We start from the raw sequence: 24,992 nt of genomic DNA on the forward strand, positions 1-24,992 counted from the left end.
CGCTACACGTCTTCGACGCGTTGCGATGGCGCGAAAGGCATGCCCAGTTGCAGAAGCGCATAGATCCGTTGCGTGAACCGCTGGCGCCGCGTGGGCTTGCCCATGCGCCAGCGCGTGTCCAGCCACAGCAGAGGCAGGGCAAAAGCCATCCAGACGACCAAGAAAGCCACCAGCAGGAACGTGGCCAACTCCGGAAAATCCTGTGACGACCGATCGTCCGCGCCGGCGAAGTACTGCAGGCCGACCACCAACAGCCAGGCTGTCAGCATCAGTCCGCCCATCAACTTGAGCAGGCGCGCGCGCTGGGACATGCCGACGCGGATGGGCGTGTCCTTGCCTTGCTCGCCGCCATGGAAGCGGTGGCACATGTAGCAACGGCCGTCTTCAAGATTACGCAGCGCATAAACGACGCGCTGGCCGTCATGGGCCGGGGCCGCGCGCACCGCCATGTCGACGCGGTCATCCTCGGCCAGGAAGGGTAGCGCGTCACCGAAGGATTCCTGGGCGAGCAGCACAAAGTTCTCGCCATTGACCGTATAGCGATAGATGCCATAGTTGGGCCCTTTGTGGACCTGCCGCGTTTCGTGCGTAAGGCCTGAAATATGGCCCCGCACCTGCGCGATGGGCGGCTCGCCATCGTCCTCTTGCGACAGCGGCTCTAGCCGTGGCCTTTTGGGCGGCGGGCCCGCGGTGGCGGCTTTGGGCTTGCGCCGGGGATCGAACAGCGCTTCGCTTGCCAGGATCAGCGGGCGGTCGCGGCGGTTGTGCCAAAGACCATGCAAAGCAGACCCGGCCACCATCAACGCCACCAGGGCGACGACCAGGGCGAAGACCATCAGGAACACCCGCGTGAGGCTGCCGATGCCAAGCAGCCACGCCAGCCAGAGGAATGCCGCGCCCACCGCCGTGCCGATGGCAACCTCGCGCCATCCCCGCCGTTTCAACGATTGGTAGTAGCGGGGTGGAATGGGCTCCCCGCTTGCGGGAACAGCCCAGGAGAAGACGAGCTGGCCGTCATCGCCGTCCATCACGCCGACGCGCAGCGGGATCCCCTGCTCATGCATGCGCTGCAGCTGATTGACCTGTGACGCTTCGAGTCCGGCGGCGATGACGCTGTCTGGCCCGATGCGCAGGAAAGCATCGCGCCGCACGACGGGCACGGCGAGCCGGATCTGATCGATGGTTCCTTCAAGTATGCGGGCGGAGGGCTGCGCCATGGCGGGCTTCGGGATGAAAACCGTCAAGGATAGCGTAGCGGCCCCCGTTCATGGCTTGCGGCCGCGTGCCGCTACCACGAGGCCGGCAGCGTGGGCGGGCCCGGGTGTGAAGGAAAAAGCGGAAGCACTTCCTCCGCCAGTTCTTGCAGCACTTCTGCCGCGGGCCGCTGCGAGAACTGGATGCCGAGGGCGGCGTGGTTGACGCCGGCCGCCTGCCATTCCTCCAGCAAGGCGATCAGACCCTTTCTACCCGTGCGCAGTACGAATCCGTTGTGCAACGGCGTGCGCGGATGGTCCGGATCGTCCGTCAGATCCAGCCACTCGTTGGTCATGTGCGGCCGGAAGCCCCCGTCGGGTATCAAGGCGCGCCAGGCACGGATTTTTTCCGCGAGGCGTTGCGGCCCCTGGGGCGTATGCGTGGCATCGGGATAGGTCAGCCAGCCATCGGCATGTTCGGCGATCCACGATAGCGGCTGCCCCGACGAGCCGGTCACGATCACCGGAATGACGCCAGCGGCGGGCTTGGGCAGAAACTCCGCGCGGTTGAAGCGTCCCAGCGGCGAATCGATTTCCAGCGGCCCGGGCCGCATCAACTGGCGAAAGTACGCCACCGCCGCGGCGAAACGCGCGCCGCGTTCGTCATGCTCCAGCCCGTAAGCGGGAAACTCGACCGGCCGGTCCCCCGACGCCACTCCCAGCACCAGCCTGCCGCCCGACAACTGGTCGATCGTATTCGACGCCTTGGCCAGGTCGATGGGGTGGCGCAGGGCAAAGATGGCGCTGCCTGTCGCCAACGCGATCTTTTTTGTGTGTCCCGCCAGAAACGCCAGGTACGTGAACGGATCGAACACTTGTCCCGCATCCCCGAAGGACGGCGAGAACAAGGGCACGTCGCGCACCCATACGGCGGCAAACTCCTGCCGATCGATCTGCTTCACCAGTTCCGCCTGGCCTGCGAGCACCGCCATGCTGCCTTCAAAGAAGCGCAGTGGCAGGAAGATGCCCAGTGTCAGGCGGCCGGGCGCGAACATGCGCCGATAGCCGGGATGGGCGGAAAACGCGAAATACGATGCGCCCGCTGTGTCCAGGCGCGATTGAGTGGTATCCATGCCGGGTGTCCTTCTGGTCGTCACGCGCCGGTTGCGGCCGCAGGCAGGGTGATGCCCCGGCTGACGGCGGGGCGGGCGGCCACGCGTTCGTGCCATGCGCTCAAGTGCCGGTGATGGCTGAAGTCGAATTCGATCACCCGCGCGATATGGCTCCAGCCGAAATGCGCAATGTCGGCGATGGAGTACGTGTCGCCAGCCAGATAGTGGTGTTCAGCCAGGCGGTGGTCCAGCACCGCCAGTGCGTCGTCGGTCAGGCGCCGGTAGCGTTCGATTGCGGCGGCGTTGCCGGACTTGTCGAACACGTCGAAATGCACGCGCTGTCCGATGATGGGGCCGACGCTGCAAGAATGGAATTGCAGCCACTTGATCGCTTCCCACCTGCCCAGGGTGTCGGCGGGAAGCAGCTTCCCGGTCTTTTCGGCGAGATACAGCAGGATCGCCGCGGACTCGAAAAGCACGACGCCGGTGTCTTCGTCGGTCAGGGCGGGGATGCGGCCATGCGGATTCAGCGCAAGGAATTCCGGCCGGCGGTGATCGCCCTCGGCGATGCGCACATGATGCAGGCGGTAAGGCAGCCCCAGTTCCTCCAGGGCAATCGTGGCCTTGTAGCCATTCGGCGAACTATCGGTGTATAGATTCAACATATGCTTGCCTATTTAGATTTGCTAAATATTCGGGATCTGCTGCAGTCCTGGAATTCTGCTTTTGTCTATTTGGCGAGTACAGCGATCATTTCTCAATATTGAATTTAGGAAACCTAAAATGACGGCGACGCTTCCCCTGCAGGCGCTGCGTACTTTTGTCGAGGTGAGCCAGCGCGGCAGCATCACGGCCGCTGCGCAGGCCTTGCATGTCACGCCCGGCGCCATCAGCCAACAGATCCGCCTGCTGGAAGAACGGCTAGGCATTGCGCTGCTGGTGCGCGAACGCCATGGCATGCGCATGACGGAGGCAGGCGCGGATGTCTATCCCATGCTGAGCGCCGCGTTCGCGCAGATCGACAAGGCGGTGGACATGCTTGAAGCCATGAAGGCGCGGCAGAGCCTGACGGTCAGCACCGTGGCGACGTTTGCGGCGTCGTGGCTGGTTCCGCGCCTGGGACGATTCAAGCAGAGGCATCCCCACATAGAAATCCGGGTGGAAGCCACGCCCGCCCTGGTCGATCTGCGGCGCGACCATGTGGACGTCGCCCTGCGCCATGGGCTGGGCGACTATCCCGGGCTGGACGTGGTGCCTTTGATGGCGCCGGTGCTCGTGCCCGTGGCCGCGCCAGGGCTGGCCGCCAGCGTGACTCTGGCAGAACCGGCGGACTGCCTGGATTACCCGCTGCTGCATGACGCGGACCGCGCCGACTGGCCGCTGTGGTTGAGCGCGCACGGCGTTGCCCAGGATCCCCGGGCGCAGCGCGGCAATGCGTTCGACGATGACTTTCTGCTGATCCGCGCGGCGGAATCGGGACAGGGCCTTGCGCTGGTGCCGGCAGCCCATGCCCAGGAGGAAATCGCCGCCGGACGGCTGGTGCAGGTGCTGGACAAGCCCTGGCCCTCGCGCTTCGCCTATTACGCCGTAAGCCGTCCCGGCGCGGCGCAGCGTCCCGAAGTCCGGGCCTTTATCGATTGGATCCTGGAAGAGGCGGCGGCGTGACTCGCCGGCCCGGCTCTCAATCCAGGGGCTTGCCGAAAGCCAGCAGATTCGCCTTTACCAGGCTGAGCATGTCGGCCAGCTGGTGGCGTTGCGCCTGGCTCAAGCCTTCAAGAATTGCTTCGCTCATGCGGTCGCTCTTGCCGCGCATCCGTTCAATCATGGCCACGCCGTCCTCGGTCAGGAAGACCAGCTTGGCGCGGCGGTCCTGGCCGTCGGCGCCCCGACGCACGAGCCGCATGGCTTCCAGCCTGTCGATCAAACCGCCCAATGCGGCGCGGCCGAGGTCCAGGCGATCGGCCAGGTCGCTTTGCGACATGCCGTCATGGCGTGACAGATGGGCCAGCACCCACCACTGGGAACGGGTGATGCCTTCGGGCTTCATGACTTCGTCGAAGACTTTGCGGCGTAGCCGGGAGACGTCGTGCATCAGGAATCCGAGGCGCTGATCCCAGTTTTCGGACACGTTGCGTTCGGGGGTGGAGCTGCTTTTTTCAGCCTTGTTGGCCATAGGTTCATTCATCGTTGGAGGTCAGGCGGATAAGGCGTTTGCCGAGGTTGCGGCCGGCGTAGAGGTCGGCGATGGCTCCCGGGGCGCTTTCCAGGCCTTCCTGTATTTCTTCCCGATAGCGTAGCGCACCGCTGCGCACCAGCGGAGCGAGGCGCGCAACGGCTTCCTCGTAGCGGTGTTCGTAGTCCCAGACCAGAAAACCCGACATCTGCGCGGCCTTGTTGAGCAGGTGGCGTTCGACGCGCGGGCCTTCGGGCCAGGGATCCCAGCTGGCGATGGCGGCGGTGCCGCAAACCACGATGCGCGCGTGGCGGTTGATGCGCGGCAGCACGGCGTCGCTGATACGGCCGGCGGTGTTGTCGAAGTAGACGTCGACCCCGTCGGGACAGCTCTGCGTCAGCGCCTGGGCCAGATCACCAGCACGGTAGTCGATGGCGGCGTCGAAGCCGAATTCATCCAGGCAGATGCGGCGCTTTTCCTCGCCGCCGGCGATGCCCACCACGCGGCAGCCAGCCAGCCGGCCAAGCTGGCCCACGATGGAGCCGACTGCGCCGGCCGCGGTGGAGACGACCAAGGTCTCGCCGAGCTGTGGCCGTCCCAGCGTGGACAACGCGAAATGGGCGGTGATGCCGTTCAGCCCGAGCACGCCGAGCGACAGGGATAAGGGCAGATCGGTTTCACGCACGATGCGGCGGATGGGCCTGCCATCCGTGACTGCGTAGTCCTGCCATCCCAACATGCCCATGACGTGCATGCCCGCGACATAGTCCGGGTGGCGCGATTCCACGACCCGGCCCACGGCGAAGGAGCGCATTACCTCGCCCAAGGCGACGGGATCGGAGTAGTTGGCGGCGGCGTTGACCCAGCCGCGCATGGCCGGGTCGACCGAAAGATAGAGGTTCCTGACCAGCAGTTCTCCGGGCTGCAGCGCCGGCAGCGCGCTGTCGCGAATGGCGAAATGTTCCGCCTGCGGAATGCCGTGGGGGCGAGACGTCAGGACGACCTGGCGATTGATGGGCATTGGGGTCTCCTCGGGTTCTTACTTATATTGTATGCATGCATACAGTATGGTAGCGTAAATTAAGACGCAAGCGTAGCTACCGGCTTGCCGCGACTGCGGGACACACCGCCAAGGAGACAAGAATGGCAGGGCTGTACTTCGAGCAGTTCCATGTCGGCCAGCGTTTCGTGCATGACGTGCGACGCACCGTCACCGAGACCGACAACGTGCTGTTCACCACGATGACGCACAATCCGGCAGCCATCCACCTGGACGCCGAGTACGCCAAGACGACCGAGTTCGGCCGGCCTTTGATGAACAGCGCGTTCACGCTGGGATTGATGGTGGGAATCTCGGTGGGGGACACCACGCTGGGCACCACGGTCGGCAATCTGGGCTGGGACGAGGTGCGCTTTCCATTGCCGGTCTTCGCGGGCGATACCTTGCGCGCGGAGTCGCGGGTGCTGGAACTGCGCGACAGCAAGTCGCGCCCCGCCAACGGCATCGTCATCTTCGAGCACCTGGCGTTCAACCAGCGTAATGAACTGGTGGCGTCATGCCGCCGCAGCGCGCTGATGCTGCGCCAACCCCAGGCCTGAGGACGCGCGCGATGGACTTTTCCCTGAACGAAGACCAGTTGGCGATCCAGCGCGCCGTGCAGGAAACCGTGGCGCGCTTTGACGACGACTATTGGCTGGAGCGCGACCGGGAGGGCGGTTTTCCCGAGGATTTCTACCGGGCAATGGCCGGCGCGGGCTGGTTGGGCGTAGCCATGCCCGCGGCCTATGGCGGCGCCGGCCTGGGGATCCTGGAGGCCGCGCTGATGATGGAGACCGTGTCTGCCAGCGGCGCGGGCCTGAGCGGCGCCTCCGCGATCCACATGAATGTATTTGGCCTGCACCCGGTGGTCGTGCATGGCAGCGAGGAGCAGAAGGCCCGCTGGCTGCCGCCCATCATCAGCGGAGAACAGCGGGCATGCTTCGGCGTGACCGAACCGAACACCGGCCTGAACACCTTGAAGCTGCGTACCCAGGCGGTGCGCCGCGGCGACCGTTATGTGGTCAACGGCCAGAAGATATGGATTTCCACGGCGCAGGTGGCCAACAAGATCCTGCTGCTTGCGCGCACCACGCCGCTGGACCAGGTCACGGAGCCCGGCGGCGGGCTGAGCCTGTTCTACACCGACCTCGACCGCAGCCGCGTCAGCGTGCGGGAGATCGAGAAGATGGGCCGCAAAGCGGTGGATTCGAACGAATTGTTCATAGACGGGCTGGAGGTCCCGGTCGAGGACCGCATCGGCGAGGAAGGCAAGGGCTTTTCCTACATCCTGCACGGCCTCAATCCCGAACGCGTCCTGTTGGCGGCGGAAGCGACCGGGCTGGGACGCGCGGCCTTGCGCAAGGCCGCGGGCTACGCCGCTGAGCGAGTGGTGTTCGACCGTCCCATTGGCAAGAACCAAGGCATACAGCACCCGCTGGCGGAGCGCTGGGTGGACCTGGAGGCTGCCGAGTTGCTGTACCGGCGAGCCGCCTGGCTGTACGACCAGGGGCGGCCCTGCGGCGCGGAGGCGAATGCCTCCAAGTTCTTTTGCGCCGAGGCCGGGTTCCGCGCTTGCGAGACGGCCGTGCTCACGCATGGCGGGATGGGGTATGCGAAGGAATACCACGTCGAACGCTATCTGCGCGAGGCCATGCTGCCGCGCATCGCGCCCGTCTCGCCGCAGCTGATCCTCTGCTACATCGCCGAGAAAGTGCTCGGCCTGCCGAAATCCTATTGATCCGAATTCAAGGAGGCCAGCCATGCGTAAATCGCCGAAGGTCATCATCACCTGCGCTGTGACGGGATCCATCCATACGCCGTCCATGTCGCCGCACTTGCCTATCACGCCGCAACAGATCGCCGACGAGGCGGTGGCCGCGGCCGAAGCGGGCGCTGCGATGGTGCACTTGCATGCCCGCGACCCGAAGACGGGCCAGCCCGACCAGACGCCGGAGCGCTTCGCGCAGTTCCTGCCAGACATCAAGGCGCGCACCGACGCCATCATCAACCTGACCACGGGCGGCGGCCTGGGCATGACGCTGGAGCAGCGGCTGGCGCCGGCGCTCTGGGCCAAGCCGGAAGTGGCGTCGATGAACATGGGCTCGCTCAATTTCAACATCTCGGGAGCGGGCGAACGCATCAGCCAGTTCAAGCACGAATGGGAAAAGCCCTATCTGGAGATGACGCGGGATTTCATTCTGTCGAACACCTTCAGCCAGATCGAGCGTGGGTTGCGGAGCATGTCCGACAACGGCACGCGCTTTGAATTCGAATGTTATGACGTGGGCCACCTCTACAACCTGGCTCACTTCGTGGACCGCGGACTGGCTAAGCCGCCGTTCTTCCTGCAATGCATTTTCGGGATCCTGGGCGGCATAGGCGCGGACCACGACAACCTGATGCACATGCGGCTGATCGCGGACAGGCTCTTCGGCGACGACTATTACCTGTCGGTGCTGGCGGCGGGGCGCCACCAGATGTCTTTCGTGACCGCCAGCGCGCTGCTGGGCGGCAATGTGCGCGTCGGGCTGGAGGACAGCCTGTACCTGGGCCGCGGGCAGCTCGCCGCGTCCAACGCGCAGCAGGTATCGAAGATACGCGGCATCCTGGAAGCGCTGTCGCTGGAGATCGCCAGCCCGGCCGAGGCACGCGCCATGATCCAGACCAAGGGCCGCGACCAGGTCGCGTTCTGAGCAGGAGCCAAACATGATGGATGCGCTCTCCGGCATGCGGGTGGTGGACTTTTCCAAGGTGCTCGCTGGCCCGCTGTGCACGCAGTACCTGGGCGACATGGGCGCCGAGGTGATCAAGGTCGAACCGCTGGGCGGCGACGATACCCGGCGCTGGCCGCCGTTTCGCGGCGAGGATGGCACGGTGTTCCTCAGCGCCAATCGCAACAAACGCAGCGTTGTACTGGACCTTAAGTCTGACGCCGGGCGGGAGGCCGTCCGGCGCCTGATCGCCAGCGCCGATATCGTGGTGGAAAGCTATGGGCCTGGCGTGGCCAGAAAGCTGGGGATCGATTACGCCAGCGCGCGCGAACTGCGTCCGGAAATCATCTATTGCAGTATTTCCGGGTTCGGCACGCAAGGGCCGCTTAGCCAGGCCAAGGGTTATGACGTCATTCTGCAGGCGTTCAGCGGCATGATGGCGCTGACGGGCGAGGAAGAGGGCGCCGCGGTGCGCAGCCCGATTTCCCCCATCGACCAGGCCACCGGCATGCATGCGGCCATCGGCATCCTTGCTGCCGCGCTGCGCCGCCAGCGCAGCGGCGAAGGTTGCCAGATCGAAGCCTCGCTGTTCGACACCGCGGTAGGCTTCATGGGATACGTGATGCAGAGCTACTGGGAGCGTGGCACGGAGCCGCGCCGCTGGGGCTCGGCACACGAGTCGCTGTGTCCCTACCAGGTATTCGAGGCCAGCGACGGGCCGTTCTTGCTGGGCGTGGCCAACGACACGCTGTGGCGGGCCTTCTGCAACGAGGCTGGTCGCGAAGACCTGGCCTCGGACCCGCGCTACGCCAGCAATGCGCAGCGCGTCGCCCACCGGCCGCAGGTGCTGGAGGAAGTGGGCAGGATCCTGCTGACGGACACGCGCGAGCGCTGGATCGCTCGGCTTGGAAGCGCGGGCATCCCTTGCGCGCCGATACACAGCCTGGGAGAACTGATCGCACATCCGCATACGCAGGCCAGCGGCATGGTCCACGCGCTGGATGATCCCGCGCGCGGCAGCCTGAACGTCGTGTCGCAACCGCTGCGCTTCGATGGACAGCGGCCCCGGCCGAGCGCGCCGCCGCCCCTGCTGGGCGCGCATACCGAGGATGTCCTGCGCGAGCTGGGTTACGACGACGCCGCCATACAGCGCGATTTCCCCCGCGCGCAGGAGCCACGCTGATGCCTATCCGATTCGAGGTCGAGGACGCCATTGCCTGCATCACCATAGACCGGCCCGAACGCCGCAATGCGCTGGACCAGGAACACTACGACGCCTTGTCGGCCGCCTGGTGCAGGGTGCGCGACGACACGTCGATCCGGGCCGCAATCATCACCGGAGCCGGCGACCAGGCCTTCTGCGCCGGAGCCGATCTCAAATCCTTCGTGGGCGCGCCGCCTTCGCTGGCCGCGCTGGCGACGACGCAAAGCGGCCAGCTGCTGAACCGCGGCCTGGAGGTCTGGAAGCCGGTGGTTGCCGCCGTCAACGGTTACTGCCTGGGCGGAGGCATGACTTTGCTGCTGGCCACCGACATCCGCGTTTGTGCGCCCCATGCGAGCTTTGGCCTGACCGAAGTCAAGCGCGGCGTCTTTCCCGCCAACGGCGGCACTCAACGCATCGCGCGGCAGCTGCCGCACGCCATTGCAATGGAACTGCTCTTGCTCGGCGATGCCTTCGATGCCGAGCGCGCCGAGCGCTGGGGGCTGGTCAACGCCATCGTGGCCCAGGACCGCCTGATGGCGGCGGCGATGGATTACGCGCGGCGCCTTGCCGCCAACGCGCCTTTGGCCGTGCAGGCGGCCAAGGAGCTGGCTGTGCGCAGCCGAGACCTGAGCCTGACGGAAGGCTTGCGCATGGAGCAACTTTTCCTGCGGGTGCTGCAGGGCTCGGAAGATGTGACGGAAGGCGTGCAGGCGTTCGCCGAACGCCGCCCGCCTGTTTTCAACGGACGATGAGGTAGCCATGGCAATGCGTTCTCTTTTGTTTGTACCGGGCGACAGCGAGCGCAAGCTGGCGAAAGCGCCCGCCAGCGGCGCCGACGCGCTGGTGCTGGACCTGGAAGACTCGGTGGACGCGGCGCGCCTGCCGCAGGCTCGCGGCATGGTGCGGGAGTACCTGCAGGCGCGTCCCCAGACGGGCCCGGCGCTGTGGGTGCGCGTCAATCCGCTGGATTCAGGCCTGGCCCTGGACGACCTGGCTGCCGTGGTGCGCGCGGCGCCGGACGGCATTTTGCTGCCCAAGTGCGAGGGGCGGGCGGACATCGTCACCCTGGATCACTATCTGCGCGCCCTGGAGGCCCGCGAAGGACTGCCTATCGGCGGAATCGGCATCATCCCCGTGGCGACGGAGACGCCGGCAGCCATGTTCAACCTGGGCAGCTACGTGGACTGCAGCGCGCGCTTGCGCGGCCTGACCTGGGGCGCGGAAGACCTTGCCGCCGCGGTGGGAGCCATCAGCAACCGGGAAGAGGATGGCGAGTACGAGTTCAGCTACCGGCTGGCGCGCTCTCTTTGCCTGCTTGGCGCGCAGGCGGCCGGGGTCATTCCCATCGACACCATCTGCGCGAATTTTCGCGATGCCGAAGGCTTGCGCCGTGATGCCAAGCGCGCCCGGCGCGCGGGCTTTCTGGGCAAGATCGCCATCCACCCGGACCAGATCGCCATCATCAATGAGGCGTTCACGCCTTCCTCGGACGAGATCGCAAAGGCCCGCAGGATTGTCGCCGCGTTTCATCAGTCGCCAGGCGTGGGAACGTTGCAGCTGGATGGCGAAATGCTGGACCGTCCGCATCTGAAACAGGCATTGCGCGTACTGGCGGGGGCGCCCGACATGCCGTAGTGCACCCCATGCGACCGCCCGCTGAGACGGGCGGCGTTTCACCAAAGGAGACTGAGATGATGCATTCCGCAGCAAGACGGCTATGTGCCGCCGCCGCTATTTTCCTGGGAGCGGTGTCGGCCGCCGCGGCCGCCGACTTCCCGAGCCAGCAGCCCATCAAAATGATCACCGCCTTCGGGCCGGGCAGCGCCAGCGACATCGTCGCCCGCATGATCGCGGAGCGGTTGCAGACGCGGCTGGGCCAGGTGGTTATCGTGGAGAACCGTCCGGGGGCGTCGGGGCAGGTCGCCACCGATCTGGTGGCGCGTTCCCAGCCTGACGGCTATACCATCATGCTGGCCACCAACACCACGCATTCATCCAACCCGTTCCTCTACAAGAGCCTGCGCTACGATCCGGTCAAGGACTTCACGCCCCTGGCGCAGGTGTGCAATTTCCCCTTCGTGCTGGTGGTAAGCGACAAGCTTGGCGTGTCCAGCGTGCAGGACCTGCTCAAGTACGGCAAGGCCAATCCTGACAAAGTCAATTACGCCTATGGCAACAGCACCGGGCAGATCTCGGCCGCGTCGTTCGACAAGCTGACTTCGATGCGCGCCGCGGCCATTCCGTACAAGAGCACGCCGCAGGCCATGACCGACATTATCGGCGGCCGCTCCACCTTCATGTTCGTGGATCTGGCTTCGGCGGCCGGGCAGATCAAGGCCGGCAGCCTGAAGGCGCTGGCGGTCACCACGGAGAAGCGCAGCGCGTTGGCGCCGGACCTGCCCAGCGTGTCCGAGGCCCTGGGGCAGCCGGGTTTCGACCTGGCGGCCTGGGTCGGCATCTTCGGGCCGGCCAACATGCCGGCGCCCGTCAGCAAGCGCCTGGCCGACGAACTCTACGCCGTCGTGTCTTCCGAGGAGGTCAAGCAGAAGCTGACGCAGATGGGGGCCGAACCCACGCCGGCGCCGGCGGAGAAGCTGGGCCCCTTCGTGGCGCAGCAACTGAAGGTCTGGGGCGAAAAAGTGAAGCAGGCGGGCATACAGGCGGAATGACGCGCCTCAGGGAAGCCGGGATTTACTTGGACCCGCAAGCATCGAAGCGCCGCGCAGCGTCCAACAGCAGGCGCTCGCTGCCTGCGGGGCCCAGCAACTCCAGGCCGACGGGGACGCCGCTGGCCGTAAAGCCGATGGGCACGCTCAAGGCCGGCAGTCCCGTTACCGCCGCAAGCAGGCCGTTGCCGCCACGCTGCGGCTCGCCCAGCCGTGCCGGCGCGCCCCTTGCGGTGGGATAGGCCAGCAAATCCAGTTGGCCGTGCTCCATCGCCGCCAGCACTTCGTCGCGCAGCGCCCGAGCACGTCCAAGCACGGCCAGGCGCGCGCTGCCATCCGGGTCCCGCATGGCGTCGCGTTCGCGCAGCAGGGCGGTGACTTCGGGATGCGGATAGCCGCCATCCAGGATGTCGGTGAGGCTCTGCACAGGCAGATCCGCGTCGCGCAAGCAACGCGCCAGCGCATCGCGGAATTCGTAGCCGGTGATGTTGGCGGCCGCCAGCCGCGCGTCTTCCAGAGGCAGGGAAACGGCTTGGACGTGCGCGCCGTCGGCCCGCCAGCCGCCGAGCGCTGTGCGGACGTGCCCGGACACCTCTGTTTCCGCCAGGGCGGACCCAAAAAGGGCGTCCAGCGTGCCGATGCGCCAAACGCGGGATGCTTGCCGCGGGTCTTCTTCCCGTGGCGGTTCGGCGCCGGTCATCGCGGCCCACAGGATTTCCAGATCGCCAAGGCGGCGCGCCATGGGGCCGACGGTGTCCAGTGTTGGCGACAGCGGCACCACGCCAGCGGTGCTGTACCGTCCGGCCGTGGGCCGCAGCCCCCATACCTGGTTGAACGCCGCCGGAATGCGGATCGAACCGCTGGTGTCCGTGCCTATCGCGGCTGCCGCGAAACTGGACGCCACCGCTACGGCGCTGCCACCGCTGGAACCGCCCGGTACCAGGGAGGCATCGTAGGCGTTGCGCGTGCGGCCGGAGAGGGAAGAAACATTGGTGATGCCGCAAGCCAGTTCATGCAGGGTTGTCTTGCCCAGTACCACGGCGCCGGCTTCGCGCAGCCGTTGCACGACGTCGGCATCGCGTTGCGGCCGGCGAGCGGCCAGCGCCAGCGAGCCCGCGGTGGTCGGCATGCCGGCGGTATCGATGTTGTCCTTGAACAGGATCGGAATGCCATGCAAAGGGCCAAGCACCGTCTCGCGGCGATTTGCCGCGTGCCTTTCCGCGTCACGTAGCGAGGCCTCGGCCAGCGCCTGGCCGTTGATCGCCAGCACCGCGTTCAGCGTGGGCCCGGCCTGATCGTGGGCCGCGATGCGCGCCAGGTAGGCGCGCACCAGGTCCATGGCGCCGAGGCGTCCGCTGTCCATGGCCGCGCGCAACTCGGCAATACCGCGGCCAAAGACGGGATCGTTGCCTGGCAGGGGGGCCGCCAGCAGGCGCGGTGCGTTCATCGGAAGTGGCACGCCACCCAGTGTTGCCCGGCGTCCGAGGCGCCAGGGCGTTGCGTCAGGACAGGCTGCTTTTCCTTGCACAAGGGCTGGGCCAGCGGGCAGCGCGTGTGGAAGCGGCAACCGCTTGGCGGATTCGCCGGGCTGGGCGGGTCGCCTTGCAGCAGCTTGCGTTGCGCGGGCTTGTGCGGATCCGGCACCGGCACCGCGGACAGCAGGATCTCGGTATAGGGATGCTGCGGCCGCGAGAACAGCGTGTCGCGGTCGGCAACTTCGACAATACGGCCCAGGTACATCACTGCAACCCGGTGGCTGATGTGGCGCACCACGGCGAGGTCGTGCGCGACGAACAGATAGGCGATGCCCATTTCTTCCTGCAGGTCCATCAGCAGGTTGATGACCTGCGCCTGGACCGACACGTCCAGTGCCGACACGGGTTCGTCGCAGACGATCAGCTTGGGCCGCAAGGCCAGCGCGCGCGCAATCCCCAGGCGTTGCCGTTGCCCGCCGGAGAATTCATGCGGGAATTTCTTCATTGCCTCCGGACGCAGGCCGACCTTCGAGAACAGCCAGGCGATCTCGTCCGCGCGCGAACGGCCGCCCGAGGCAGGGAAGTTCTGCAAGGGTTCGCCGACGATCTCGCCCGCGGTCAAGCGGGGATTCAGCGAGGCATACGGATCCTGGAAGATGATCTGCATGTCGCGCCGGCGGCTGCGCATCTGCTCGGGAGTCAGGGCCAGGATCTCTTCGCCTTCCAGCCGCACGGATCCCGAGGTCGGCTGGATCAGCCGCAGGACGGATTTGCCCGTGGTCGTCTTGCCGCAGCCGGACTCGCCCACCAGCGCCAGGGTTTCTCCCTTGGCCACGGTGAAGGATACGCCGTCCACGGCCTGGATGACTTTGCGACGCGGCTTGAACCAGCCTCCCGCGCCCGGGTAGTGCATTTTCAAGTCGCGCACGTCCAGCAAGGGCGTGGCCGGGGCGGCGGGCTCGTTGCGGGCGCTCATGCTCGGACTCCAGTCAGGGCGTCGCCAGGCGTCGCCGAAGCCGCCTGCGGGGCGGGTTGCGCGGCGACGCGCGCCGCTTCATGGCAGGCGACCACATGGTCGCTGCCGTGTTCCATCAGCTCGGGCGCTTCGGCGCGGCAGCGCTCGGTGGCGTAGGCGCAGCGCGGCGCGAAGCTGCAGCCCTTGCCCAGCTCGCTGGGCGCGGGCACCATGCCGGGGATCTCGGATAGGCGCTGCGTGGTTGTGTTCATCGACGGCATCGATGCCATCAGCGCTCGCGTATACGGGTGCAGGGGCCGGTCGAACAATTCGGTGACGGGCGCTTCCTCTACCTTGCGGCCGGCATACATGACGGCCACGCGGTCACAGCATTCGGCCACCACGCCCAGGTCATGGGTGATCAGCACGATGCCCATGCCCAGGCTCTGCTGCAGGCTGCGCAGCAGATCCACGATCTGCGCCTGGATGGTCACGTCCAGCGCGGTCGTCGGTTCGTCGGCGATCAGCACTTCGGGATTGCAGGCCAGGGCCAATGCGATCATCACGCGTTGCCGCATGCCGCCCGACAACTGGTAGGGATACTCATGCACGCGCCGCTCGGGCTCGGCAATCTGCACCAGGCGCAGCATTTCCTCGGCACGGCGGTAGGCCTCGCGGCGGCCGAGCTTCTGGTGCAGCATCACGGTTTCGGCGATTTGCCGGCCCACCGTCAGCACGGGGTTCAGCGAGGTCATCGGCTCCTGGAAAATCATCGAAATCCGGTTGCCGCGGATCTGGCGCATCTGCTTTTCGGTCAGGCCCAGCAGGTCGGTGCCGCGATAGCGGATCTGGCCCCCGGCATAGCGTCCGGGCGGGGTCGGGATCAGCCGCAGGATGGACAGTGCCGTGACGCTCTTGCCGCAGCCGGATTCGCCGACCACGCCCAGCGTGCGGCCGGCCCGCACCTGGTAGGACACGCCGTCCACCGAACGAACGGTGCCCGACACGGTATCGAAGTAGGTGCGCAGGTTGTCGACTTCGAGCAGCACGTCGCCAGGGGCGACGGCGGCGGGAGATATGGCCATGGCGTGCTCCTAGCGTTGGTTGGTCAGGCGCGGGTCCAGCGCATCGCGCAGGCCGTCGCCCATCAGGTTGATCGCCAGCACGGTAATGGCCAGCAGGATGCCGGGATACAGGATGGTGTAGAACGCCACGGCCACGTAGTTGCGCGCGTCGGCCATCATGTTGCCCCAGCTGGGAACCTGGGCCGGCACGCCGACCCCGAGGAAAGACAGCACGGCTTCCGTCAGCACGGCGGTCGCGGCGATGAACGTCGCCTGCACCACCAGCGGGGTGACCATGTTGGGCAGAACGTGGCGGCGCAGGATGACGGGCAGGCGCGTGCCCACGGCATGCGCGGCTTCGACGTACAGCTGCTCGCGCAGCGTGAGCGCCAGGGAACGCACCAGCCGCACCACGCGCGGTACCTGCGGGATCGCGATCGCGATGATCACCGTGGTCAGGCTGGCGCGGATCACCGCCATCAGGGCGATCGCCAGCAGGATGTCGGGTATGGCCATCATGCCGTCCATGATGCGCATGATGATGGCGTCGGCCCAGCGCACGAAGCCCGCCAGCAGGCCCAGCACCACGCCGACCGCGGTGGCGATCAGCGCCACCACGATGGCGACCACGAGGGATACGCGGCCGCCCCAGACCACGCGGCTGAACACGTCGCGGCCCAGCGCATCCGTGCCGAAGTAGTGATCGGCCGAGGGCGGCTTCATGCGCTGCAGGGGATTGATGTTGATGGGGTTATGCGTGGCTATCCACGGCGCTGCGATCGCCAGCCCCGCCACGATCAGCAGCAGGGCCAGGCCCAGGATGAGGGTCGGGTGCTTGCGTACCCAGCGCCAGCGGCGGCCGCTGGCGCTCAGCGCCTCGTGCAGCACGATGGGCGCGCCGGGAGCGTTGGACGAAATCGAACTTTCTGACATGATTTTTTCCTGCCCGGCTCAGTAGCGGATGCGAGGATCGAACAGCCGGTAGCTGAGGTCGATCAGCAGATTGATCAGCACGTAGGTGCCCGCCGATAGCAGCAGCACGCTTTGGATCACCGGATAGTCGTGGTGCTGGACCGCGTCGATGACCAGCCGGCCGATGCCGGGGATGGCGAACACCGTTTCGGTCACGACCACGCCGCCGATCAGTAGCGCGATACCCACGCCCACCGTGGTGGCGATGGGGATGGCGGCGTTGCGCAGCGCATGCTCCAGCACAGGCAGCACGGCCAGGCCCTTGGCGCGCGCCGTGCGGATGTAATCCTCGTGCAGCACCTCCACCACGGTCGCGCGGGTCATGCGGGTGATCAACGCGATGTACACCAGCGCGAGGTTGATGCAGGGCAGCGTCAGGTTGCGCAGCCAGGGGCCTACGCCCTCGGACAGGCTGACGTAGCCCTGCACCGGCAGCCATTGCAGCTTGATGGCGAAGCCATAGATAAGCAGGTAGCCCACCAGGAACACCGGCACCGAGAACGCCAGCACCGCGAACAGCATGACGAGGCGGTCGATCCAGGTGCCCGCCCGGTAGGCGGCCAGCACACCCAGTGGCACGGCCACGATGATGGAGACCAGCATCGTGAGCGCGGCGATGGACAAGGTGGGTTCCACCCGCTGCGCCAGCAGCTGGGTCACGGGCACGTGGGTGAAAATGGACGTGCCCAGGTCGCCTTGCAGCAGCTTGCCGGCCCATAGCCCGAACTGCCGCCAGAGCGGCTCGTCCAGGCCCAGCGCCACACGCAGCTTGGCGATGTCTTCCGCGGAGGCGAAGTCCCCGGCGATGAGCGCCGCCGGGTCCCCGGGCGACAGGTGGATCAGCAGGAAGACGATCACCGCCACCACTGCCATGACCGGCACGATGGCGAGCACTCGCCGGATGATGTAACCCATAGTTGTCTCGCGTATCGATGGTGCCGGCGGCGGACTACTTGTCCAGCACCCACAGGTTCGGCAGGCTCCAGATCTTGTCCGCGTTCTTCAGGCTGTTGTGCGAGGCAAAGGCCCGCGAGTACTGGCCCACCGAAATCGCGGGGAAGGCCTCGTAGGCCCGTTCCTGGAACTGGTCGAGGACGCGTTTGCGTTCGTCCGAGCTGGTCGCGGCAATCCACTGGGCGCGCAGTTCGTCCAGCTTCTTGTCGCAGGGCCAGCCGGGCAGGCTGTTGCCGCATACCGCGCCCAGATACGTGTTGCTGATCGGCGAATCGACGTTGAACTCGGAGGCGGCCGACAGGAAGATGTTCCAGCCACCCTTGTCGATGGGTTCCTTGCGGGCGCGGCGGGCGGTCAGCGTCGCCCAGTCCATGGACTGGATGTCGAGATTGACGCCGATGTCCTGCAGCGCCTGAATCGCGACCAGCGTAGCGGAGTTCAGGTAGGCCAGGTCGGTGGGCAGCAGGATCACGACCTTTTCGCCCTTGTATCCGGCTTCGGCCAGCAGCTTCTTGGCCAGGGCCGGATCCGGCTTGGCATAGGGCGCCGCGCCGGCGGTGGTGTCGTGGGGGCCGCCGCAGATGAAGACCGTGGCGCAATACTTCATGCGCAGGTCGTCGGGATAGCCCATCGCCGCGGTGAACTTGTCCTGGTCCACCAGATGCGCGACGGCCTGGCGCGCCTTCTCATTGTTGAAGGGCGGCATGGACTGGTTCAGGATGATGTAGCCCTGGGCGCGTTCCATCACGCCGATCTTGACGTTCTTGTTGCCGCGCAAGGCATCGATGTAGTCGGCGGGCGCCTGCTCGATCATGTCGACTTCGCCATTGGTCAACGCGGCTGTGGCGCTGTTGGAGTCGGGCAGCACGCGCCATTCCACGCGCGGGATCTTCGGCGTCTTGTTGCCCGCCAGGCCATCGGCTTGCGCTTTGGGTCCGACGTAGGCGGGGTTCTGCTCGAACACGATCTTGCTGCCGGGCACCCATTCGGCGCGTTTGAAGACGTAGGGGCCGGAACCGACGACTTCGGTCAGCGGGCGGTCGGCGGGCTGCGAGGCCAGGCGCTTGGGCAGGATGAAGGCGGGATAGCTGGACACCTTCGCCAGGCCGTCCAGTACCAGGTCGAACGGCTGGTCCAGCGTCAGCTTGAAGGTGGCGTCGTCCACGGCTTCCCACTTGCCGCCAGCGCGCGTAATGGCCTGGCCGATGTTGTCGCGCGCGGACCAGCGCTGCAGCGACGCGATTACGTCCGCGGTCGTGAGCGCCTGGCCGTCGCTGAACTTCAGGCCGGGCAGCAGCGTGAACGTCCAGGTTTTCTTGTCGTCGCTGGCCTGGTACTTTTCGACCATCTGGGGTTGCGGCTTGCTGTGCGAGTCCATCGCGAACAGCGTGTCGTACACCATGTAGCCGAAGTTGCGCGTGATGTAGGCGGTGGTAAAGGTCGGATCCAGCACCTTCAGGTCGGCGTGCGGCACGATGCGCAGGGTCTTGGCCTGCTGCGCGTGCGCCGGCGCGGCGCCAAAGGTGAAGGCCAGGCCGAGCGTGGCCGTCGAGAACAGGCAAAGCAGGCGTTTTTTCATCGCGCTAGGCTCCCATCGTGTTGGTGGATTTGCCGGCGTCGGCGCGCCGGCGGGGTCTTAGAGCGGCCACTTGGGCAGCCGGATATTGCGGTAGGTCAGCGTCTTCCAGTCGGGCGTGGCGACGCCCTTGCCGCCGACATAGATGATGTGCCGCGCGACTTTCGAGAACGAGGCGTGGAAATGCTGGGCGGACTTGACGACCACGATCCGCTTGGCGGCCAGATCGCAGCCGAGCTGCGTGAACAGGTCCATGTTGATGGCCTGGTTGCGCAGCGATGTCAGCACGATCTCGATGCCTTGGGCTTCGACCAGAGCGCAATCGCCCATGGCGGCCGGCGCGCCCGACAGGCCCGTCATTACGAGTTCGGCGTGTATGGCCTTGACCGTGCAGCGCAGGTCCAGCGGATCGCCGGACAGCGGGCCGACCTTGCCGCCGATGCGCAGGTCCAGCACCGCGCCGGGGCCTGCGTCGAAGGCAATGCGCGCGGATACCGGGTCCCACATGGGTCCCAGCGCCGCGTTTGTCACGCCGCGCTCCAGCATGCGCCTCAAAACGAAGGTAGCGTCCCCCGGCGCGCCGCTGCCGGGATTGTCGGGGCGGTCGGCCAGCACGATGGGGCCGTCGCCGAAGGCCAGCGCTTCGTCCAGCGCCTGATCGACGCTACGGTACGGCACCATGAGCTGTTCACGCATGGCGATGAGTTCGTCGGCCAATTGGCGGGCCAGCGCTTGAGCGCGGGCGGCATCGCCGTCGGCATAGACCAGCACCTTGGTGCCCATTTCCGGCACGTCGCCGGTGGCAAAGCCCTGCGCCGCCGAGATCGACAGGATGCCGTCGCGGCCTTCCAGCGCCTTGATGCGGCTGACGAAGCCCTGGGCCGGTTCGCGGGTAGTGTGCATAGGCACGATCATTTCGCAGTCGACCAGCGCGGCCACGGGCCGCGTGCGGCCGGCCTGCGCGTCCAGGCACAGGGCCAGCAGGTCTTCCGCGCGTTCACGGATGTCCGTGTGCGGATATTCCTTGAAGAGCACCAGGATCGTGGCCTGTTCGACCATCAGCGGGCTCAGGTGCGCATGCGGATCCAGTTCCGCGCCGACCACGACGTCGGGGCCGACGATCTCGCGCACGCGGCGCAGGATGTCGCCTTCGCAGTCGTCATAGCCGTCGGCCACCATGGCGCCGTGCAGGCCCAGCAGCACCATGTCCACCGGCAGCGCCGCGCGCAAGTCGGCCAGGATCTGATCTCGCAAAGTTTCGTAGGCGGCCCGCGTCGTCGTGCCGCCTGGCTGGGCCGAGGTGACGAGGCCTTCCGCCAAGGTCCAGCCGGCCTCGCGGCCTCGCTGGCGGGCCACGTAAAGTGGCGCTCCGGCAAAGGTGACCGTGTCTGGATGCGTGCCCGCCGGATAGTAGTCGCGGTCCTGGAAGGAGGCGAGGCTGGTGGGCATGGGGGCGAAAGTGTTGGTTTCCGTGCCCAGGCCGGCGCTGAAGATTTTCATGGCCGTGCTCCGCGACAGGCTGGAGCATGCGCCGCGGTGCGCGCGGCGTTCCAGTACGACGACATAGATTTCCCCTTGTATGGATCGGAAGACCGTCATTGCCGCCACATGAAAAAGGGGGCCTTGCGTTCCGTACCGCGGATCATCGGCGGCACACAAGCGCGGCACAAATAGCTAACGTGAGTCCATGGATAACCCAAGGTTATGGTGTGCGGTTTTTCGGGGGAAATCGCGGCGAAAAGCGTGCAGATGGACCTTTTTTAAGGGAAAACGATAGGGCGCCCGGAAGGCTGTGCGCAACGGATATGAAAGGTTATGGACAGTTCATGAATTGGAATTTGTTGGCTTGCGCTGACTTGCCCAGAATCAGGATCCGTTCCGGTTCCGTTGGCCAGCCGCGGTCCGGTGTTTTCCTGCCCTGAACGGCGCACCGCGCCCTGGAGCCGCCTCATGCGCATTTTCACTGGCGCCCTCGCCACGGAAACCAATACCTTCTCGCCCTTGCCGACCGGCCTTGCCGCGTTCAAATCGCGGGAATACCTGCCTGCGGGCACGCATCCCGATCACATGACCTTCTATGCCGGACCCTTGTGGGCGGCGCGGCAGCGCGCGCGGGAAATGGGTTGGACGCTGGTCGAGGGGCTGGTGGCCTCCGCGCAACCGGGCGGCACGACCACTCGCGCCGCGTACGAGACACTGCGGGATGAGTTGCTTGCCGACCTGCGCGCGGCGCTGCCGGTGGACATGGTGCTGCTGGGCCTGCATGGCGCGATGGTCGCCGACGGCTATGACGACTGCGAAGGCGACATCCTGCACCGCGTGCGCGAGATCGTCGGCCCCGACGTCGTGGTCGGCGCGGAGCTGGATCCGCATGCACACCTGAGCCCGCTGATGGTGCAGCAGGCCACGGTACTGGTCTTGTTCAAGGAGTATCCCCACATCGATGTGCTGGAGCGAGCCCAAGACCTGCTGGCCCTGTGCCTGGACGCGCAGGCCGGCCGCACGCGGCCCGTGGCCGCGCTGGTCGACTGCGAAATGATCGTGCCTATGCACACTACCCGCGAACCGGCCCAGGGCTTCGTCAGCCGCATCAAGGCGCTGGAAGGCCGCGACGGCATCCTGTCGATCTCGGCGGCGCAGGGCTTTGCCACCGGCGACGTGCCGGAAATGGGCACCAAGGTGCTGGTCTATGCCGACGGCGATGCCGCCCGCGCTCAAGCGCTGGCCCGCCAATTGGCCGACGAACTCATCGCCATGCGTGAACAGCTCATGGTGCCGTACCGTAGCGTCGATCAGGCGCTGGACGAAGCGCTGGCTTTCGGCGACGGTCCCGTCGTGCTGGCCGATCGCTCGGACAATCCCGGCAGCGGCGCTGCGGGCGACTCCACCTACCTGCTCGCCAGGATGCGAGAGCGCGGCATACGCAATGCCGCCATCGGTCCCATGTGGGATCCAGTAGCGGCCCGCATTGCCTTCGACGCAGGCCCCGGCGCGGTGCTGGACCTGCGCATCGGCGGCAAGGTGGGCCCGCTGTCCGGCAGCCCGGTGGATGCGCGCTGCCGGGTCGTGGCCACGCATGCCGATATGACCATGACGGGCAATTCCAACACCCGCATCGCCCTGGGGGACTGCGCGCTGGTCGACGTGGACGGCATCCTGATCGCGCTGGTTTCGCTGCGCACCCAGGCGTATCACACGGATCTGTTCACGCAGCTAGGGTGCGACCTGAGCGCGCAGCGATTGATCGTGGTGAAGTCCGCTCACCATTTCCACGCCAAGTACGCACCGCTGGCCAAGGCGGTGCTTTATGTGGCGGCGCCCGGCTCAGCCAGCCCGGACTGGCGCAGCCTGACCTACCGCAAGGCCAGGTTGCCGAAATGGCCGATCGCCTGATGGCGCGTCACCACCGGTGTTGGTAGGTCAGCGTCAGCACGGCTCCCGCGGCCGGGAGCCGGCTGGTGTTGGTGTTGCTGCGCAACAGCTGGCTGTACAGCGGGTAGTAATCGCGGTTGAAGAGGTTCTCGACGCCCAGAATGAAGGTGTTGCGCGGGTCGGGCTGATAGCGGCCCATGAGGTCCACCGTGAAATAGCTGCCGACATCCCTGCGGCCGAAGCTCTCCTTTCCATCCAGGCGGTAGTCCTTCGCGCCGAAGTAGTTGGCCTGCAGCCGGCCGTTCCAGCGTTCGTTCGGCCGGTACTGCAGATAGGCCGTCAACTTGAGCGGTGGAATGCGGTAGCCGGTCATGCCTTGCCAACTGCCGCCATCCGGTTGCTCGCGACCCTTCATCCAGGTGAAGGTGCCGCCGGCGCCCCACTTCTCGTCGTCGGTGGTGGTGTCGATGGTGCCTTCGACGCCGTAAATACGTTCTTCGGTGCGCGTGAGGATCAGGCCGTTGTTGAAGCTCTGCACGTCGCCGAGTTTCGACGTGGTGTAGAACACCGCCAGCGACGCCGAGGTGTTGCCGGCGCCGCCGCGCCAACCCAGCTCGTAGTTGTTGGTCTTGACTGGCTGCAGGTCAGAGGAGCCGATGTCGAAGCCGGGACGCGCATTGCGCATCTGGACGCCGATGTCGGGCAATTGGAAGCCCTGGCTGAAGTTGGCGTAAATCTCCTGGCCGCGCGCCGGAGCGTACGCGACGCCGAAGTTCCACAGCAAGGCGTCGTAATTGACGGAGCCGCCCTGGACAGTGGCAGGCGAGGGCACGCGCAGTTGCGACAGCGGCACGAAATCGCCGAACCGGGCGGAAGCGTATTCGTAGCGCGCGCCGCCCTGCACCGACCACTGCTCGTCGAAGCGGTGTTCAAGCTGCGCGAAGAGACCGGTACTGCGGGTCGTCAACTCGGGCATGTAGGTGAGGCTGCCGATTCTGTTGAATACCCGTCCGCCGCTGCGGTCGTAGGCCGCGGGATCGAAGATGTCGATCGGCATATCGCTGCGTTCCTGGTTGAAGTCCGCACCCCATAGCACCTTGGATTGCTCGCCCAGCGGCGTGTCTACGGTCAGCCGGCTGCCGAATACCTTGGTGTTCTGCGTCACCTGGTCCACGTTGTTGCCGCGCGTGACGACGGCACGGGCGTCGAAGGGCGTGAAGCGGGTGAAGTAGTTGCGGTAGTACATCTGGGCCGTGACCTTGCTGCCCAGCACGTCGAGGTGTTCGTATTCCAGATTCAACAGCGTGTTGCGGATCTGGTTCTGGTCGGCCAGCTGCAGGCCGTCCAGGGGCAGGGCGCGTGTCGACCCTGGTGGCAGGCGGCCGACGGAGGGGTCCGAGGTGTAGTCGGAGTCCTGGTCTGCGTTGTAGTAGCTGGCGGACAGTTGCAGGCGTTGCTTGTCGTCGATGCGCAGTCCCAGCTTGCCGCCCAGGCTGTAGATGTTGGAGTCGAACAGGTCGCCCTGGCTGGGCTCGGGCGCGATGCGCCTGCCTTGCGCGTCATAGGAGGCGCCATTGTGGCGCGCGCCCAGGTCCAGCGCATAGTCCAGCTTGCCCTGGCTGCCGGCGAAGTGCTGTTGCAGCTGCCCGCCCAGTCCGTCGGCGCGCAGCCGGCTCAGCGGGCTGACGGCGGTCACGGTCGTCTCGGATACGGGCTCTCCGCCGGCAGGCCGGGTAGTGATCGAAACGATGCCGCCCGTCGCGCCGGCGCCGTAGATCGAGCTGCTGCCGCGCAGCACTTCGATCCGCTCGATGGTGGCGGGGTTGATGTTCGCCAGGTTGCGGGACGAGTCCCGGTTTGTGTTGAGCGGGATTCCATCCACCAGCACCAGCACGCCGCGGCCGCGCAGCGTCTGGCCATAATCGGTCATGGTGCGGCTGGAGTCGGCCATGCCGGGCACGGTCTTGGACAGCACGGTGGCCAGGCTGTCAGAACCCGTGCGCAGTTCCTGCAGGGCATCGCGCTCCAGCACGATGGTTTGCTGCACGGGGCTGACAAGATTGCTGGATGTGCGCGACGCGGAGACCTCGATGGGCGCCATCACCTGGGGCTGGCCCGCGCTTTCCGGCTCGATGATGGTTGCGGCGCCGTCCTGGCGCACGCGCAGGGCCTGGTCCTTCAATAGCGCGGACAACGCCTGCTGCGGCGTCATCGTTCCGGAGATGGCCGACGCCTGCATGCCCGCGACGGTCTGCGGCGCATAGAAGATCTGCAAGCCATGAGCCTGGGCCAGCGTGCGCAAAGCCTGGTCCAACGATTGCGCGGGCATATTGATCGCTACCGGTGCGGCCTGCGCCAGGGCGCCCGCGGCGCCCGTCATCAGCACCGCCGCCAGCGCCGTCGTTGCCAGGCCGCGCATCCGCGCGCGCCTTCCCCATGATTTGCGATCCACTTCCTGTGCTCCTGAAGCATGTAGGCGGGCACGATGCCCGCCTGGTTATCAGGAAGAAGACGCAATACGCAGAA

General features: G+C 66.3%; 22 protein-coding genes. 9 read left to right on the plus strand and 13 right to left on the minus strand.

Annotated elements, in window-relative coordinates; all coding sequences use genetic code 11:
• Positions 1 to 2 precede the first annotated feature (2 nt).
• The 3 genes from VCS63_RS18530 to VCS63_RS18540 form a co-directional block, all read right to left on the minus strand.
• Positions 3 to 1,217: a hypothetical protein gene (locus VCS63_RS18530; protein ID WP_323880652.1), complete on the minus strand. Its 1,215-nt coding sequence runs from the start codon at positions 1,215 to 1,217 to the stop codon at positions 3 to 5.
• Positions 1,218 to 1,288: 71 nt separating this feature from the next.
• A complete protein-coding gene (locus VCS63_RS18535; RefSeq protein ID WP_323880762.1) occupies positions 1,289 to 2,248 on the minus strand; it encodes an LLM class oxidoreductase in 960 nt (319 codons plus the stop codon).
• Positions 2,249 to 2,346: 98 nt separating this feature from the next.
• Positions 2,347 to 2,970 carry a glutathione S-transferase family protein gene (locus VCS63_RS18540; RefSeq protein WP_280133584.1) on the minus strand — a complete coding sequence of 208 codons (624 nt, stop codon included), beginning with the start codon at positions 2,968 to 2,970 and terminating at the stop codon, positions 2,347 to 2,349.
• 118 nt (positions 2,971 to 3,088) lie between these two features.
• Here VCS63_RS18540 and VCS63_RS18545 point away from each other — a divergent pair, with 118 nt between their 5' ends.
• On the plus strand, positions 3,089 to 3,970 hold the full coding sequence (locus VCS63_RS18545) for a LysR substrate-binding domain-containing protein (protein WP_042795006.1): 882 nt from the start codon (positions 3,089 to 3,091) through the stop codon (positions 3,968 to 3,970).
• A 16-nt stretch (positions 3,971 to 3,986) separates the two neighbouring features.
• Here the strand turns inward: VCS63_RS18545 and VCS63_RS18550 are convergent, their stop codons facing one another.
• Entirely contained in the window at positions 3,987 to 4,478 is a 492-nt protein-coding gene (locus VCS63_RS18550; RefSeq protein ID WP_063642730.1) for a MarR family winged helix-turn-helix transcriptional regulator, read from the minus strand.
• Positions 4,479 to 4,482: 4 nt separating this feature from the next.
• Entirely contained in the window at positions 4,483 to 5,499 is a 1,017-nt protein-coding gene (locus tag VCS63_RS18555) for an NADP-dependent oxidoreductase (RefSeq protein WP_323880656.1), read from the minus strand.
• Between the two features lie 122 nt (positions 5,500 to 5,621).
• On the opposite strand from VCS63_RS18555, the gene VCS63_RS18560 reads away from it, so the two are divergent.
• The 7 genes from VCS63_RS18560 to VCS63_RS18590 are packed head-to-tail and all read left to right on the plus strand — an operon-like array spanning position 5,622 to position 12,101.
• Complete coding sequence (locus VCS63_RS18560) at positions 5,622 to 6,077, plus strand: MaoC family dehydratase (protein WP_042795003.1); 456 nt, start codon at positions 5,622 to 5,624, stop codon at positions 6,075 to 6,077.
• 11 nt (positions 6,078 to 6,088) lie between these two features.
• A complete protein-coding gene (locus VCS63_RS18565; RefSeq protein ID WP_323880657.1) occupies positions 6,089 to 7,255 on the plus strand; it encodes an acyl-CoA dehydrogenase family protein in 1,167 nt (388 codons plus the stop codon).
• A gap of 22 nt (positions 7,256 to 7,277) precedes the next feature.
• The gene (locus tag VCS63_RS18570; RefSeq protein WP_112966229.1) at positions 7,278 to 8,210 is read left to right on the plus strand and encodes a 3-keto-5-aminohexanoate cleavage protein; all 933 of its coding nucleotides are present in this window, start codon (positions 7,278 to 7,280) and stop codon (positions 8,208 to 8,210) included.
• Between the two features lie 13 nt (positions 8,211 to 8,223).
• On the plus strand, positions 8,224 to 9,411 hold the full coding sequence (locus tag VCS63_RS18575; protein WP_149063868.1) for a CaiB/BaiF CoA transferase family protein: 1,188 nt from the start codon (positions 8,224 to 8,226) through the stop codon (positions 9,409 to 9,411).
• On the plus strand, positions 9,411 to 10,184 hold the full coding sequence (locus VCS63_RS18580; RefSeq protein WP_063961819.1) for an enoyl-CoA hydratase/isomerase family protein: 774 nt from the start codon (positions 9,411 to 9,413) through the stop codon (positions 10,182 to 10,184). The genes VCS63_RS18575 and VCS63_RS18580 overlap by 1 nt, the downstream gene beginning before the upstream one ends.
• 7 nt (positions 10,185 to 10,191) lie before the next feature.
• Entirely contained in the window at positions 10,192 to 11,067 is an 876-nt protein-coding gene (locus VCS63_RS18585) for an HpcH/HpaI aldolase/citrate lyase family protein (RefSeq protein WP_063961820.1), read from the plus strand.
• Positions 11,068 to 11,123: 56 nt separating this feature from the next.
• Complete coding sequence (locus tag VCS63_RS18590) at positions 11,124 to 12,101, plus strand: Bug family tripartite tricarboxylate transporter substrate binding protein (protein WP_162726385.1); 978 nt, start codon at positions 11,124 to 11,126, stop codon at positions 12,099 to 12,101.
• 22 nt (positions 12,102 to 12,123) lie between these two features.
• Here the strand turns inward: VCS63_RS18590 and VCS63_RS18595 are convergent, their stop codons facing one another.
• Genes VCS63_RS18595 through VCS63_RS18625 form a run of 7 tightly spaced genes read right to left on the minus strand, consistent with a single transcriptional unit; the run spans position 12,124 to position 20,594 of the window.
• Positions 12,124 to 13,545: an amidase gene (locus tag VCS63_RS18595; RefSeq protein WP_063642724.1), complete on the minus strand. Its 1,422-nt coding sequence runs from the start codon at positions 13,543 to 13,545 to the stop codon at positions 12,124 to 12,126.
• Positions 13,542 to 14,549, minus strand: a complete 1,008-nt coding sequence (locus VCS63_RS18600; protein WP_042794999.1) for an ABC transporter ATP-binding protein — start codon at positions 14,547 to 14,549, stop codon at positions 13,542 to 13,544. The genes VCS63_RS18595 and VCS63_RS18600 overlap by 4 nt, the downstream gene beginning before the upstream one ends.
• Positions 14,546 to 15,613, minus strand: a complete 1,068-nt coding sequence (locus VCS63_RS18605; protein WP_063642722.1) for an ABC transporter ATP-binding protein — start codon at positions 15,611 to 15,613, stop codon at positions 14,546 to 14,548. Before VCS63_RS18605 ends, VCS63_RS18600 begins: the two co-directional genes overlap by 4 nt.
• Positions 15,614 to 15,622: 9 nt before the next feature.
• Entirely contained in the window at positions 15,623 to 16,525 is a 903-nt protein-coding gene (locus VCS63_RS18610; protein WP_042794998.1) for an ABC transporter permease, read from the minus strand.
• An 18-nt stretch (positions 16,526 to 16,543) separates the two neighbouring features.
• Positions 16,544 to 17,479: an ABC transporter permease gene (locus VCS63_RS18615; RefSeq protein ID WP_042794997.1), complete on the minus strand. Its 936-nt coding sequence runs from the start codon at positions 17,477 to 17,479 to the stop codon at positions 16,544 to 16,546.
• 34 nt (positions 17,480 to 17,513) lie between these two features.
• The gene (locus VCS63_RS18620; RefSeq protein ID WP_042794996.1) at positions 17,514 to 19,097 is read right to left on the minus strand and encodes an ABC transporter substrate-binding protein; all 1,584 of its coding nucleotides are present in this window, start codon (positions 19,095 to 19,097) and stop codon (positions 17,514 to 17,516) included.
• 57 nt (positions 19,098 to 19,154) lie between these two features.
• Positions 19,155 to 20,594: a M81 family metallopeptidase gene (locus VCS63_RS18625; protein WP_323880663.1), complete on the minus strand. Its 1,440-nt coding sequence runs from the start codon at positions 20,592 to 20,594 to the stop codon at positions 19,155 to 19,157.
• Positions 20,595 to 21,044: 450 nt separating this feature from the next.
• Between VCS63_RS18625 and VCS63_RS18630 the strand changes: the two genes are divergently transcribed.
• Positions 21,045 to 22,487: a M81 family metallopeptidase gene (locus tag VCS63_RS18630; RefSeq protein ID WP_323880665.1), complete on the plus strand. Its 1,443-nt coding sequence runs from the start codon at positions 21,045 to 21,047 to the stop codon at positions 22,485 to 22,487.
• A gap of 7 nt (positions 22,488 to 22,494) precedes the next feature.
• Here the strand turns inward: VCS63_RS18630 and VCS63_RS18635 are convergent, their stop codons facing one another.
• On the minus strand, positions 22,495 to 24,885 hold the full coding sequence (locus VCS63_RS18635) for a TonB-dependent receptor (RefSeq protein WP_323880764.1): 2,391 nt from the start codon (positions 24,883 to 24,885) through the stop codon (positions 22,495 to 22,497).
• Between the last annotated feature and the right edge of the window lie 107 nt (positions 24,886 to 24,992).

It is taken from the genome of Achromobacter sp. D10 (assembly GCF_035282245.1).
GTDB lineage: Bacteria > Pseudomonadota > Gammaproteobacteria > Burkholderiales > Burkholderiaceae_B > Achromobacter > Achromobacter insolitus.

What these genes read in the sequence shown, in the direction of transcription:
- VCS63_RS18530 (WP_323880652.1), bottom strand. Translation starts at nt 1,217, where the DNA reads ATGGCGCAGCCCTCCGCCCGCATACTTGAAGGAACCATCGATCAGATC.
- VCS63_RS18535 (WP_323880762.1), bottom strand. Translation starts at nt 2,248, where the DNA reads ATGTTCGCGCCCGGCCGCCTGACACTGGGCATCTTCCTGCCACTGCGC.
- VCS63_RS18540 (WP_280133584.1), bottom strand. Translation starts at nt 2,970, where the DNA reads ATGTTGAATCTATACACCGATAGTTCGCCGAATGGCTACAAGGCCACG.
- VCS63_RS18545 (WP_042795006.1), top strand. Translation starts at nt 3,089, where the DNA reads ATGACGGCGACGCTTCCCCTGCAGGCGCTGCGTACTTTTGTCGAGGTG.
- VCS63_RS18550 (WP_063642730.1), bottom strand. Translation starts at nt 4,478, where the DNA reads ATGGCCAACAAGGCTGAAAAAAGCAGCTCCACCCCCGAACGCAACGTG.
- VCS63_RS18555 (WP_323880656.1), bottom strand. Translation starts at nt 5,499, where the DNA reads ATGCCCATCAATCGCCAGGTCGTCCTGACGTCTCGCCCCCACGGCATT.
- VCS63_RS18560 (WP_042795003.1), top strand. Translation starts at nt 5,622, where the DNA reads ATGGCAGGGCTGTACTTCGAGCAGTTCCATGTCGGCCAGCGTTTCGTG.
- VCS63_RS18565 (WP_323880657.1), top strand. Translation starts at nt 6,089, where the DNA reads ATGGACTTTTCCCTGAACGAAGACCAGTTGGCGATCCAGCGCGCCGTG.
- VCS63_RS18570 (WP_112966229.1), top strand. Translation starts at nt 7,278, where the DNA reads ATGCGTAAATCGCCGAAGGTCATCATCACCTGCGCTGTGACGGGATCC.
- VCS63_RS18575 (WP_149063868.1), top strand. Translation starts at nt 8,224, where the DNA reads ATGATGGATGCGCTCTCCGGCATGCGGGTGGTGGACTTTTCCAAGGTG.
- VCS63_RS18580 (WP_063961819.1), top strand. Translation starts at nt 9,411, where the DNA reads ATGCCTATCCGATTCGAGGTCGAGGACGCCATTGCCTGCATCACCATA.
- VCS63_RS18585 (WP_063961820.1), top strand. Translation starts at nt 10,192, where the DNA reads ATGGCAATGCGTTCTCTTTTGTTTGTACCGGGCGACAGCGAGCGCAAG.
- VCS63_RS18590 (WP_162726385.1), top strand. Translation starts at nt 11,124, where the DNA reads ATGATGCATTCCGCAGCAAGACGGCTATGTGCCGCCGCCGCTATTTTC.
- VCS63_RS18595 (WP_063642724.1), bottom strand. Translation starts at nt 13,545, where the DNA reads ATGAACGCACCGCGCCTGCTGGCGGCCCCCCTGCCAGGCAACGATCCC.
- VCS63_RS18600 (WP_042794999.1), bottom strand. Translation starts at nt 14,549, where the DNA reads ATGAGCGCCCGCAACGAGCCCGCCGCCCCGGCCACGCCCTTGCTGGAC.
- VCS63_RS18605 (WP_063642722.1), bottom strand. Translation starts at nt 15,613, where the DNA reads ATGGCCATATCTCCCGCCGCCGTCGCCCCTGGCGACGTGCTGCTCGAA.
- VCS63_RS18610 (WP_042794998.1), bottom strand. Translation starts at nt 16,525, where the DNA reads ATGTCAGAAAGTTCGATTTCGTCCAACGCTCCCGGCGCGCCCATCGTG.
- VCS63_RS18615 (WP_042794997.1), bottom strand. Translation starts at nt 17,479, where the DNA reads ATGGGTTACATCATCCGGCGAGTGCTCGCCATCGTGCCGGTCATGGCA.
- VCS63_RS18620 (WP_042794996.1), bottom strand. Translation starts at nt 19,097, where the DNA reads ATGAAAAAACGCCTGCTTTGCCTGTTCTCGACGGCCACGCTCGGCCTG.
- VCS63_RS18625 (WP_323880663.1), bottom strand. Translation starts at nt 20,594, where the DNA reads ATGAAAATCTTCAGCGCCGGCCTGGGCACGGAAACCAACACTTTCGCC.
- VCS63_RS18630 (WP_323880665.1), top strand. Translation starts at nt 21,045, where the DNA reads ATGCGCATTTTCACTGGCGCCCTCGCCACGGAAACCAATACCTTCTCG.
- VCS63_RS18635 (WP_323880764.1), bottom strand. Translation starts at nt 24,885, where the DNA reads ATGCGCGGCCTGGCAACGACGGCGCTGGCGGCGGTGCTGATGACGGGC.